Below are 12,367 nucleotides of genomic sequence, written 5' to 3' on the forward strand. Positions count from 1 at the left end.
AAAAATATAGACATCACAAAAATTATATTCTACTTTGTCATGCTATCAAAAGCAAACGTTTTCGGGCAAGCGATGCTTGGGTCAACCTTCTGCAACGTGCCACTCCACATTAGCTTTTTCCAGACATTCTTTCCAATGATCCGGCAAACGGTCCGTCACCAAAAGATCAACATCTTCCAAACGGCAGATTTGATAAAAAAACTGCTTTCCAAATTTTGTGTGATCGGCCAGCACGATCACTTGTTCCGAACAGGCAATCATCTGTTTGACAACCTGGCCTTCCTCTTCATCCTTGACAAAAATCCCGTCTTTGGTGATTCCCCCGCCGCCCATCAAACACTTGTTCACCCGGAACTCCTGCAAATGGCGGAGGGTCGCGGGGTTGGATGGTTGCGGCGGCCAGCCGCCCGATCTTTGCTTTGGCTTCGCTTTTCTGCCCCACGCGTTTTTTGTAACTGTCGACTTCTTTTTCAAGAACCGGCAAAATGGCCCCGCCCCGCGTTCGGATGATGGCATTTTGTTCACTCAATTTCACCAAATCCCTGCGTGCTGTGTCACGGGAAACCCCGAACATCCCGCAAATCTCCTGAACGCTGATCCGGTGATGTTTTTTTAAATGGCGCAAAATCATCATCATTCTTTCTTCCTGATACACCCCTCGTCCCTCCTTTCACCCGGTGATAAGCGATCATAAGTAATTATAAGACATAACACTCGACATCCGTGCCGATATTGCTTATAATTACTTAAAAAGAAGCTCACAGGATCAGCGGGAATGGAGCGTGACCTTCAGCGGGCGTGATCTTTTCCCGTTCTCTAAATTTTGTCAGCCCGAGAAACCTCGGGCTTTTTTTCTGCTCAATCCCCTATCATTTTCCCCATTTTTCCCGCCGCTTCCATCATATACGGGACGAATTGCTCCATCTTGTCCACATTCATCCGGGAAACCGGCCCCGACACGGCGAGCGCCGCCACCAATTTTTCCCGGCGGGAAAAGATCGGGACCGCCACCGCGGCTGTTCCGGCTTCCCTTTCTTCGATGCTCACCGCGTAACCGTCTTTCCGGATCTGTTTCAGTTGGTTCAGGTATTCAGACTTTTCCACATGGTCCGGCCATTCGGATTCGGCCAGCACTTTTTGCAACAGCGCCGGCTCCGCGAATGCAACCAGAACTTTACTGGAAGCCCCGACGGTAAGCGGCATCCGGACCCCGACCGGAGCCACCCGGCGAATCGCCTGATTGCTCTCGACAGCCTGAATGCGGATCCGCTCGATGCCGTCATAAACATACAAGCTGACGGTCTCATCCAATTCATCCCGCAGCCGCTCCATTTCCGGCAAGAACAGCACGGCAGGATCCTTGGACCGGTTCAAATGGGCGGAAAGCTCCCAAATCCGGAAACCCAGCTGATATTTTTCGGTATCCAGGTCTCTTTTCACAAATCCTTTGCTCTCCAAGGTGGCCAGCAAACGAAACACCGTGCTTTTGTTCAATCCAGTGCGTTCGGCGATTTCCGTCATTCCCAGCCGGGTTTCATCCACAAAGCACAACAAAATATCCAGTGCACGCTCAGCTGCTCGGACTGTCGATTTTTTTTCTCCACTCAAAATCAAGTCTCTCCCCCGTGTTTCACTCTGTGAAACTCATTTTTCAAATATTATACTCCTCTCTTTTCCATTAGAAAACGGAAATTTTGACAGAAAACAAAGAGATCGGCCCTTCTATGTGATTTTGCAAAAGAACAACCGTCTGACTTGTCCGTTTTTTTGCATTTTTTATAAAGAGTCTATACAAGTTTAAAAAAACATTGTATAATGAAGACGAATTTAGAACTTAGTTTCATCTGGTGAAACAAGACGTTTCCCTCAGCGAGTCTTATTCCTTGCACTTTTCACGCGTCTCATTCAGCCACCGCTGATATGAAAGCTTTTACATCTTTCTTCAAAGGAGGTTTTCCCATGGCAAAGGACTTGTACAATGTGCGCTCCACATTAAAAGTGGGCGATAAAGAGTATGTTTACTACCGTCTGGACAGTTTGGAAGAACAAGGGATCGGAGAAATTTCCCGGTTGCCTTTCTCCATCAAAGTGTTGTTGGAAGCCGCCCTTCGCCAATATGACGGAAAATCGGTCACCCGGGAGCATATTGAGCAGTTGGCTTCCTGGACCCAAAACAAGGATAAAAAGGAAATCGGTTTTAAACCGGCCCGCATCGTTTTGCAAGACTTTACCGGTGTGCCGGCCGTCGTGGACCTGGCGGCATTGCGTTCGGCCATGAGCCGGGTGGGCGGCGATCCGGAACGGATTAACCCGTTGATTCCGGTTGACCTGGTGATCGACCATTCAGTGATGGTGGATCGTGCCGGAACCGAAGATGCACTGCAATACAACATGGATCTGGAATTCAAACGGAATGAAGAACGCTACCGCCTGCTTCGCTGGGCTGCTGAATCCCTTGACAATTTCCAAGCGGTTCCGCCTGCAACCGGAATTGTCCACCAAGTGAACCTGGAATACTTGGCCCGCGTCGCACAAACCCGTGAAGAAAACGGCGAAACCGTGGTATTCCCGGATTCCCTCGTCGGAACCGACTCCCACACCACCATGATTAACGGACTGGGCGTTGTCGGTTGGGGAGTTGGCGGAATCGAGGCGGAAGCTTGCATGTTGGGGCAACCGTTATACTTCATCATCCCGGAAGTCATCGGATTCAAATTGACGGGACAACTTCCGGAAGGGGCAACCGCCACCGACCTTGCGCTCACGGTCACGGAAATGCTCAGGAAAAAAGGCGTCGTCGGCAAATTCGTCGAATTCTACGGCCCCGGCTTATCCAACCTGAACCTTGCGGACCGGGCCACAGTGGCAAACATGGCGCCGGAATACGGTGCAACGGTCGGTTTCTTCCCGGTTGACGAAGAATCCTTGAACTACCTCCGCACCACCGGCCGGGACGAAAGCCTGATTCAACTGGTGAAAGCATATTATCAGGCACAAGGCTTGTTCCGGACCGATGACACCCCGGATCCGGTCTTCACGGACACCATTGAACTGGATCTCAGCACCGTGGTTCCAAGCCTGTCCGGACCGAGACGCCCGCAAGACCGCATCGAACTGAACAAGATGAAAGAAGCTTGGAACGAAACCTTGCGCAAGCCGATTGACGAAAGCGGCTTTGGCCTGACGGAAGAAGAAATCAGCAAATCCGTGCAAGTCACCCGCCAAAATGACCGGTTTGACCTGAAACACGGTTCCGTGGTGATTGCCGCCATCACCAGCTGCACCAACACGTCCAACCCGTCCGTCATGGTGGGAGCCGGCTTGGTGGCGAAAAAAGCCGTCGAAAAAGGATTGAGCGTACCGGCTTATGTCAAAAGCAGTTTGACCCCCGGTTCCAAAGTGGTCACCGAATACCTGGCCCAAGCCGGTCTGCTGGAACCGCTCGCCAAACTCGGCTTCACCGTTGCCGGTTACGGATGTGCCACTTGTATCGGTAACAGCGGACCCCTCGCGGACGATGTCAGCAAAGCCATTGAAGAAAACGATTTGACGGTGGCTTCCGTTCTGTCCGGAAACCGGAACTTTGAAGGACGCATCCATCCGCTGGTCAAAGCCAATTACCTGGCTTCCCCGCCGCTGGTAGTCGCTTATGCGCTTGCCGGAACCGTCAATATCGATTTTGAAACCGAACCGATCGGCCACGGCAAAGACGGCCAACCCGTCTATCTCAAAGATATCTGGCCGACTTCCCAGGAAATCAGCCGGGTCATGAGCGAAGCGATCAACGCGGAACAATTCCGAAAACAATACAGCCGGGTGTTTGATGCCAACGAACGCTGGAATCAATTGCCGACTCCCAAAGGCGTTCTCTACGATTGGGATGAAAACTCCACCTACATTCAAGAACCGCCGTTCTTCGTGGATATGTCGGTGGAAGCGGAAGAAATCGCTCCCATTCAAAACGCCCGTGTTCTCGCTCTGTTGGGAGATTCTGTCACCACGGACCATATTTCGCCGGCCGGAAGCATTGCCCCCAACAGTCCGGCAGGGAAATATCTCCAAGAACATGGCGTCAAAGTCAAAGACTTCAACTCGTATGGTTCCAGACGCGGGAACGACCGGGTCATGACACGCGGAACCTTTGCCAACATCCGGATCCGGAACCAAATGGTACCCGGTTCTGAAGGCGGAGTAACCGAACATGTACCGAGCGGGCAAGTCATGTCCATTTATGATGCGGCCATGAAATACAAAGAAGAAAACACGCCGCTTGTCGTGATTGCCGGAAAAGAATACGGCACGGGAAGCTCCCGTGACTGGGCGGCAAAAGGAACCAACCTGCTCGGGGTAAAAGCGGTCATCGCCGAAAGCTTCGAACGGATTCACCGCAGCAACCTGGTCGGCATGGGCGTATTGCCGCTCCAATTCAAAGAAGGACAAAGTTGGAAAAAATTGAACCTGACCGGAAAAGAAACCATTGACATCCTCGGCTTGAATGATGACATTCAACCGGGACAAAGCCTGACGGTCCGCGCCACCAAACCGGACGGCGAAACCACGGAATTTGAAGTCACCGTCCGCCTCGACAGCGTTGTGGATGTGGAATACTACAAAAACGGCGGCATCCTGCAAACGGTTCTGCGCCAAATCTTAAACACCCAAAAAGCTGAATAACCGGAAACAAAAAACCTCCCGGGGACTTTCCCGGGGGGATTTTTTTTGGACAGACGGCGGGTAGATCCAACGACAGGCTCAATCTTTGGCTTCCATCCACATCCCTTTGACAATGGCCGATTTGATGATCCAGCGGTCCTGATCCCGGATGCAAGGAAATCGAATATCCTGTTCGCGATGGTACAAATAAAGATGGCGGTCGGTCTCCAGGATCACCTGGCTCTCCCGAATCATCCGGTCAATCTCATGCCCGGAGATTTTTCGGTTCAAACGTTCTTCCAGCCGCTTCCGCAAATGATAGGAAAAATGGTAAGAACGCGTTTCAAAGATGTTCCCTCCCTTGGCTGCTTAATTCCTTCAAAAAATGGTAAACCAAGTCCCTTTGAAACTGCGGAAGCGTTCTCATCATTGCCTTTGTAAATTGATAAACCCCCATTTCCCGGACCATATCCTTGATGATGGTTTTGGACTCTTCCGACACGACGCCGAATTCTTTGGAAAGGTCTTGAATGATTTGATCCACTTCGTCTTGCGGAACCTCTTTCTTGGGGAGTTCATTTTTGACATTTTCCAATAATCGAAAAGGATTGTCTCTTTTATCCATATGCATCAGACTGAACTCCACTTTATGGTCTTCTTTCACTTGCCTCACCTCGGCATCGATCACCTGGTTGACTTCCACGGTCACCCCGTCGGGAATTTGGGAGATATGGATCAATCCCGAAGCCATGTGTTCATCCTTGGTCACGACAAAGGCGCCGTAATCCATGATCCGGGTGATGCGAACCTTGACTATATCACCAACCGCATAAGGCAGCGGAGCTTTCCTGTCACTATGTAGGAACTTGTCGATCCGTTCATCAATGCTCATTTCCGCTTTCCTCCCCCTGAGAAACGATTTTCATTCCATTATAAATACAGAGATAAAAAAAGGGCAAAGTGATTTCATGATCCACGCTCTTCACACCCTCGCCCTCGTTTCATCGATACAATATATTCTCTCTCTTCACCGAACGTCATTAAAATTAAAAATGATGTTCTTTCCTAAGGTAAGAAAAGGCTTGCATCGCTTCGTACCAAGCCCGTACCGTGCCCTCCGGGACCCCGGATGTCAAAATCTTTCGACTCCCCAAGCGCCTGCAAGCTCCCGATTCCAGCAACATCAAATCATTTGCGCATTCGGCCAAGTCCATGTCGGTGGTCGTCGCAAACAAGGTGATGAGCCCTCTTTGGCGTTTTTTCAGCTCATGCATCAACAAATAACGTCCCCATGGATCCAACCCTTCCGTCGGCTCATCCATGATCCAGACCGGGGCGGGTGCAATCAAGCTGCGGGCCAACAAAAACCTTTTCAAAACCGCTCCGGAAAGTTCGTACAAAGGCATTTTCCGGAAACCGGCCAATCCCCATTTTGCAATGATTTCCGCAATGGTTTTCCTGGGATTTGGAACGCGCATCAACTGCGCATGCATGAAGAGTGAAGATTCGACGGTGGTATCCTGGTTCAACCGTTGAACATGAGGAGTGTAGTGAATCAGCGACTTGAGAAAGGAAAGATCTGAAAGACCGGAATGCAACATTTTCCCTTTCGACCAGACGTGCGGCTGTTTTGTATGGGAGAAAAAAACAATCCTGCCGTCATCCGGAACCATTTTCAGGGCGGTCAGCTTCAGCAACGTGGTTTTTCCCGAACCCGCCGGGCCCAACAAGGCCGTCACTCCTTCCCGGACCGAAGCGGAAAAATCAATGAGCCCCGTCATCCTCGTGCGTGAAATCTGCGCCTTTTGTCCAAATACTTTCCGCACATGATGCCACTCTATTCTCAATTTTCATGCACCCTTTCTCCAAGCTCTCTCAGGTACAAAAAACAAGATCATTTTCACAACTTTTCACAATCAACCAAACATGGAAAATATCCCCTTCTCCGGGGTTTGTTTATTTTAAGTATAACGGACAAAAAATATCCTGTCTAAAATGAGGATTATGAATATATTGCAAAATCGTGACAAAAAACCTTTATAAATCACAGATTTCGACAGTATGGGGATTCCGCCAGTTTTCCTTCTCCTCTCATATAAATTTATTCTTTTGTGATTGACCTCCCGTAAAATCTGTGATAGCTTGAAAAAGAAAGCAACTAAATAGGGTCAAAAAACGGGAGCTTGGAGTCAGCCAGGCTGAGAGGGCGGAGAACTCTGCCGCCGACCGTGTACCTGATCTGGGTAATGCCAGCGTAGGGAAGATGACGGGACTCGTGTGTCCCCTCATCGTTTTGATTTCTTACCCGATCCATACGCATCAGGTGTATGGTTTTTTTGTGTCGTATTCGCCCTTCGTCCGTTTTGGCCATTGGTTGCAATCACCAAAGGAGGGCAATATTGATGGAACGTTATTTTTATCCGAACAGCAAAAAAGTTTATGTCAAAGGGTCCAGACCCGATCTCCGCGTTCCCATGCGGGAAATTTCCCTTTCCCCCACCACTGACTGGCGCGGAACCCGTGCCAATGAACCTCTCCGCATCTATGACACAAGCGGGCCTTACACCAATCCGGAAGCATCCATTGATTTAAGACGAGGATTGCCAAAATTGCGAAGAAACTGGATTTTGGAACGGGGCGACGTGGAAGAAACCAAAGGCCGCCCGGTCCAGCCCGTCGACAATGGATACCGCTCGGAGGAAAAGGCAACGCTTGAATCATTTCCTCATCCCAACAAACACCCGTTAAAAGCAAAACCCGGAAAAATCGTCACCCAGATGCATTATGCCAAAAAGGGGATCATCACGCCGGAAATGGAGTTTGTCGCCATTCGCGAGCAGTTGGATCCTGAATTTGTGCGGCAGGAAGTCGCCAGCGGCCGGGCCATCATCCCCGCCAATATCAATCATCCGGAATCAGAACCGATGATCATCGGCAAAAACTTCCATGTCAAAATCAACGCCAACATCGGGAATTCCGCCGTTTCCTCCTCCATTGAGGAAGAAGTGGAAAAAATGACCTGGGCCACCTTATGGGGAGCCGATACCATCATGGATTTATCGACCGGAAAAAACATTCACAACACCCGGGAATGGATCATCCGCAATTCACCGGTCCCGGTTGGAACCGTTCCCATTTACCAAGCGCTCGAAAAGGTCAACGGGGTTCCGGAAGACTTGACATGGGAAATTTACCGTGACACCTTGATCGAACAAGCCGAACAAGGGGTGGATTACTTTACCATCCATGCCGGCGTGCGGCTCCATTACATCCCGCTCACTGCGGAACGCACCACCGGGATTGTTTCACGCGGCGGTTCCATCATGGCCGCATGGTGTCTGGCCCATCATGAGGAAAACTTTTTATACACACACTTCCGCGAGATCTGCGAAATTCTGCAAGCTTATGACATTTGCGTTTCGCTCGGCGACGGCTTGCGTCCGGGATCAATTGCCGATGCCAATGACAAAGCCCAATTCGCCGAACTGGAAACGTTGGCGGAACTGACCCAAATCGCATGGGAACACGATGTGCAGGTGATGATTGAAGGTCCGGGACATATCCCGATGCATAAAATCAAAGAAAACGTGGATATTCAGCAAAAACTGTGTCAAGAAGCTCCTTTCTACACCCTGGGACCGCTGACCACCGATATCGCCCCCGGCTATGACCACATCACGTCTGCCATCGGTGCGGCGATGATCGGTTGGTACGGCACCGCCATGCTTTGTTATGTGACGCCGAAAGAACATCTGGGGCTCCCCAACAAACAAGACGTAAAAGAAGGCGTCATCGCATATAAAATCGCCGCCCATGCCGCCGATTTGGCCAAAGGGCATCCGGGAGCACAAAAACGGGATGATGCATTGTCCAAAGCCCGCTTCGAATTCCGGTGGGTGGATCAGTTCAACTTGTCCCTGGATCCGGTCCGGGCAAGAGAATTCCATGATGAAACCTTACCGGCCGAACCGGCAAAAACCGCCCACTTCTGTTCGATGTGCGGCCCCAAATTTTGCAGTATGAAAATCACGCAGGATATCCGGGAATATGCGGACAAACAAGGATTGACCCTGGAAGAGGCCGCCAAAAAAGGGATGAAAGAAAAAGCCCGGGAATTTAAGAAAAAAGGCTCTTCCCTCTATCAATGATCCCGGTCAGAGGGAAACAATGCCCACCGGTTCATACATCGGCTGCCGCCCCAATTTCGTCTCGTAGCACGCTATTTGCCGGACCTGCCATTCAATATTTTGGAAGTTGGAGCTCATTTCGGGCGTCAGCGTAAAGTTTGGCTGCCGGCATTTGCGAGCAATCGTGACATGGGGGCGGTATGCCCGTTTTTCACCCGGAAAACCGAGCGGTTCCATCGTCCGGACCACTTGTTTTTGCAAGCGGGACAAAGGGTCCAGATCCCCCGAAACACCGGCCCACAAAACGCGCGGCTGATGTTCCCTGCCAAATGTTCCGAGACCGGACAGTTTTAACGAAAACGGCTCCGTTCCTTGAACGCAGCGGGGCAAGGCGCTTAGAATTTTGTCTTTTTTCTCCGGGTTGACATCGCCCAAAAATTGAAGCGTAATATGGTAATCCTCTTCATAGACCCAGCGGGAAAAATCGCATTGTTGCTTCAACATGTCACTTCCCCGCGCCAAATACCGTTTTACTTCCGACGGCAATTTCAAGGCAATGAACAAACGGGATTCGTCTGTCATCTCCGATCCGACCTCCATTCCATGATGAAAAGGCTCAGCGGTGGTCATCGCCGAGCCTTTTTTTCATATGGATTTATTGGTTCAATGCTTTTTTCGCAGCAAGAATCGGCGCTTCATAATCCGGATGATTGGTGGCTTCCGGTACGTATTGCACATAGACGATCTGATCATTTTGATCCACCACAAACACGGCCCGGGCCAACAAACGCATTTCTTTAATGGCGACACCGTAAGCCATTCCGAACGACAAATCGCGGTGATCGGAAAGAGTTTGCACGTTTTCCACACCGGCCGCCCCGCACCAGCGTTTTTGGGCGAACGGCAGATCCACACTGACGGTCAGTACTTTCACCCCGTCAATGCCGCCTGCTTCTTCGTTGAAACGGCGGGTTTGCGCATCACAAACTCCTGTATCCAGAGACGGAACCACACTGATAATCCGGACAAACCCTTTGCTGTCCGCCAGTGTGACTTCGGACAAATCATTTGCCAACACTTTAAAATCCGGCGCTTGATCCCCGACTTTCAACTCCGGGCCAAGCAAAGTGACCGGGTTTCCTTTAAATGTTACAGCACCTTTTCGTTCGATGGCCATGAGCATTTCCTCCTTTAAAAAGTCATCTTCTTTATCTTAACACTGTTTGAAAACAAAAAAAATAAACATCCCCCGCCACAAATAAAAGAGCCTCTGTTTCTCTGCAAGAAAAGGCCGTTTTTTCAAAAAACGGGGTTTTTATTCTTCGGATGAACCCGACTTCCTTCTTAACACCCCGGATAAGAAGGAAAGCATGGTGTGGGTTGCCGTTTTGACCGACACCGATCCCACATCCCGCATGGGATCGAGACAAACAATGTCCAATGCCTTGACTTTCGGTTCTTTTCCCAGCCGGAACATCGCCTCAAACAATTCCCGGGAATACAAACCGCCGGGATGGGATCCGGGAGAACCCGGCAAAAATGAAAGATCCAGCACATCCATATCCACAGTCACATAGATGAAATCGACCGATTCGGTCAATCGGGACAGCGCCTCTTCAAAAACCGCGGCAAATCCTTTCTTCCAGATTTGATGCATGGTATAAAAAGTGATTCCCTGCTCCTTGGCATATTGGCGGTAGATCCGGGAATTGGCAAAGCCGTGGATGCCGATCTGGACAATTTCTGTTCCTTCCAGGGTGCCGGACTCCAACAGCCCGCGAACCGGTGTCCCGTTGCTCGGCCCTCCGCTTTCCAAGCTCCGCACGTCAAAATGCGTGTCAAACTGGAGCAAGCCGGTCTTGCCGGGCGGACAAGCTTTTTTCCACGCCTTGACTGAGGGGCACGTGACGGAATGGTCCCCTCCGATGATCACCGGCAAAAAGAAGTCCTGCTTTCGTGCCTTTTGATAAACTTCTTCCATTCCTTTTTCAATGTAATGATGGCAAAGCGGAATATCCGTCACATGCATGCGGACATCGCCCAGATCCCGCACCGTCAAGCAGGTTAAATCAACATCATGATCCACATCATAGGTGGAAAAGCTTTTCCAGCTTTGCCGGACGGCCCACGGTGTTTCGCTCGCTCCCGACGCACTGATGGAAGAACGGGACAACGGGACCCCGATCACTCCGACATCCATGGTTTCTTTCCCGTTCCACGGCCGGATTCACTCACTCACTTTCGGGTCATTGGGATCCGCCGTCTGAAAACGGTGGACAAAGGGGGGCGGATTCAAATAACGAAAGTTCATCCTTCCTTCCTCCCTAAACAACCCATTTTCCTTTTTTCATCACCCGTTCCACGTCATTGGATCCGTAATGATACGTCAAATGCAGATAATTGGGCACATCGAACACGACCAAATCCGCCTGCTTGCCAGGCTCCAGACTTCCGATCCGGTCCGCCCGGCCGATGGCATGGGCAGCATTGACGGTCACTGCCGTTATCACTTCCGCCGGTGTCATCTTCATGTGAAAACAAGCCAGATTCATCATCAAAAGCAAAGACTCGGTCGGGGAAGAGCCCGGATTGCAATCCGTCGACAAAGCCACCGGCACCCCGGCATCAATCATCTTTCGCCCGTCGGCAAAGGGAGCCATCAGGAAAAAAGCCGTTCCCGGAAGCAAGACCGCCACCACTTTCGCTTTGGCCAGTGCGCGGATTCCTTCATCAGACGCTTTCAGCAAATGGTCCGCGGAAATAGCGCCGATGCGGGCAGCGAGTTCCGCCCCTCCCGTCGGTTCGAGTTCGTCCGCATGAATCTTCGGGATCAGGCCGGCTGCTTTGGCCGCCCGGAGAATGGTTTCAGACTGTTCGACGGAAAAGACGCCTCTTTCGCAAAAAACATCGCAAAATTCAGCCAAACGTTCGGAAACCACCCGCGGAATCATCTCGTCCGTGATCAGTCTGACATACGCATCCGGTTGTTTTTGGTACTGCTTCGGAACCGCATGCGCTCCCATAAAAGTGGATACAACTTCCACCGGATGCTCCTCGTTCAATCGTTTGGTCACTCGGAGCTGTTTCAGTTCATGTTCCGGGGACAGCCCGTATCCGCTTTTTGCTTCGACAGTGGTCACCCCGTTCTTTAAAAACCGGTCCAGCCTCGCTTTGGCTTGCTCCACCAATTCATCGATCCCCGCTGCCCGTGTTCTTTGGGTGGTTGACAGAATCCCGCCGCCTGCCTCCAAAATCTCCAAATAGGTTTTTCCGTTCAGGCGCATGTTCAGCTCATCTTCGCGGGAACCGGCATACACCAAATGGGTGTGCGGATCAATGAGCCCCGGCATGATGACTTTTCCCGTTGCATCCATATGGTTCACCTTCTCCCATGAACCCCAGCGTTTCCGCGCTTCGCTCTCCACTTCTTTGCGGGTCCCGACGGCAATGATGGTGTCTTTTTCAACCGCCACCGCCCCGTCTTCGATGATGCCCAGGTCATTCATTTCTTTCCCGGTTTTCGGGCGTCCCGCCCCTTGCAACGTGAGCAATTGGTTTGCTCCGGTAATCAGCCACTTCTCCATGTG

Annotated in this window: 12 protein-coding genes; 2 read left to right on the top strand and 10 right to left on the bottom strand. The window is 50.9% G+C overall.

Translation table 11 applies throughout. The features are described 5' to 3' along the window. Nucleotides 1-81: 81 nt before the first annotated feature. From I8U21_RS15385 to I8U21_RS10255, 3 genes are all read right to left on the bottom strand, one after another. A complete protein-coding gene (locus I8U21_RS15385) occupies nucleotides 82-348 on the bottom strand; it encodes a hypothetical protein (protein ID WP_483316386.1) in 267 nt (88 codons plus the stop codon). Further along, nucleotides 287-655, bottom strand: coding sequence for a DeoR family transcriptional regulator (locus I8U21_RS15390; protein WP_483316387.1), 369 nt, complete (start codon nucleotides 653-655; stop codon nucleotides 287-289). Before I8U21_RS15390 ends, I8U21_RS15385 begins: the two co-directional genes overlap by 62 nt. A 203-nt stretch (nucleotides 656-858) precedes the next feature. Beyond that, entirely contained in the window at nucleotides 859-1,608 is a 750-nt protein-coding gene (locus tag I8U21_RS10255; protein ID WP_198053842.1) for an IclR family transcriptional regulator, read from the bottom strand. Nucleotides 1,609-1,959: 351 nt separating this feature from the next. Here I8U21_RS10255 and acnA point away from each other — a divergent pair, with 351 nt between their 5' ends. Next, the gene (gene acnA, locus I8U21_RS10260) at nucleotides 1,960-4,674 is read left to right on the top strand and encodes an aconitate hydratase AcnA (RefSeq protein WP_198053843.1); all 2,715 of its coding nucleotides are present in this window, start codon (nucleotides 1,960-1,962) and stop codon (nucleotides 4,672-4,674) included. Between the two features lie 78 nt (nucleotides 4,675-4,752). Here the strand turns inward: acnA and I8U21_RS10265 are convergent, their stop codons facing one another. The 3 genes from I8U21_RS10265 to I8U21_RS10275 all read right to left on the bottom strand — a co-directional run bounded on the left by I8U21_RS10265 (nucleotide 4,753) and on the right by I8U21_RS10275 (nucleotide 6,500). Then, nucleotides 4,753-4,944, bottom strand: a complete 192-nt coding sequence (locus I8U21_RS10265) for a hypothetical protein (RefSeq protein ID WP_037992942.1) — start codon at nucleotides 4,942-4,944, stop codon at nucleotides 4,753-4,755. A gap of 52 nt (nucleotides 4,945-4,996) precedes the next feature. Beyond that, a complete protein-coding gene (locus I8U21_RS10270; protein WP_181731590.1) occupies nucleotides 4,997-5,545 on the bottom strand; it encodes a S1 RNA-binding domain-containing protein in 549 nt (182 codons plus the stop codon). A 154-nt stretch (nucleotides 5,546-5,699) separates the two neighbouring features. Continuing rightward, on the bottom strand, nucleotides 5,700-6,500 hold the full coding sequence (locus I8U21_RS10275) for an ABC transporter ATP-binding protein (protein WP_198053844.1): 801 nt from the start codon (nucleotides 6,498-6,500) through the stop codon (nucleotides 5,700-5,702). Between the two features lie 555 nt (nucleotides 6,501-7,055). On the opposite strand from I8U21_RS10275, the gene thiC reads away from it, so the two are divergent. Continuing rightward, on the top strand, nucleotides 7,056-8,801 hold the full coding sequence (gene thiC, locus I8U21_RS10280; protein WP_198053845.1) for a phosphomethylpyrimidine synthase ThiC: 1,746 nt from the start codon (nucleotides 7,056-7,058) through the stop codon (nucleotides 8,799-8,801). Between the two features lie 6 nt (nucleotides 8,802-8,807). Here the strand turns inward: thiC and thpR are convergent, their stop codons facing one another. The 4 genes from thpR to hutI all read right to left on the bottom strand — a co-directional run bounded on the left by thpR (nucleotide 8,808) and on the right by hutI (nucleotide 12,364). After that, nucleotides 8,808-9,362 (bottom strand): RNA 2',3'-cyclic phosphodiesterase, encoded by a 555-nt coding sequence (gene thpR / locus I8U21_RS10285; RefSeq protein WP_198053846.1) that lies wholly within the window; start codon nucleotides 9,360-9,362, stop codon nucleotides 8,808-8,810. Between the two features lie 73 nt (nucleotides 9,363-9,435). After that, nucleotides 9,436-9,963, bottom strand: a complete 528-nt coding sequence (gene tpx, locus I8U21_RS10290) for a thiol peroxidase (RefSeq protein WP_198053847.1) — start codon at nucleotides 9,961-9,963, stop codon at nucleotides 9,436-9,438. Between the two features lie 132 nt (nucleotides 9,964-10,095). Continuing rightward, a complete protein-coding gene (locus tag I8U21_RS10295; RefSeq protein ID WP_232337618.1) occupies nucleotides 10,096-10,980 on the bottom strand; it encodes an agmatinase family protein in 885 nt (294 codons plus the stop codon). 124 nt (nucleotides 10,981-11,104) lie between these two features. Further along, a complete protein-coding gene (gene hutI, locus I8U21_RS10300) occupies nucleotides 11,105-12,364 on the bottom strand; it encodes an imidazolonepropionase (protein ID WP_198053848.1) in 1,260 nt (419 codons plus the stop codon). Between the last annotated feature and the right edge of the window lie 3 nt (nucleotides 12,365-12,367).

Origin of the sequence: Thermoactinomyces sp. CICC 23799 (assembly GCF_016055145.1) — a bacterium.
Taxonomy (GTDB): domain Bacteria; phylum Bacillota; class Bacilli; order Thermoactinomycetales; family Thermoactinomycetaceae; genus Thermoactinomyces; species Thermoactinomyces intermedius.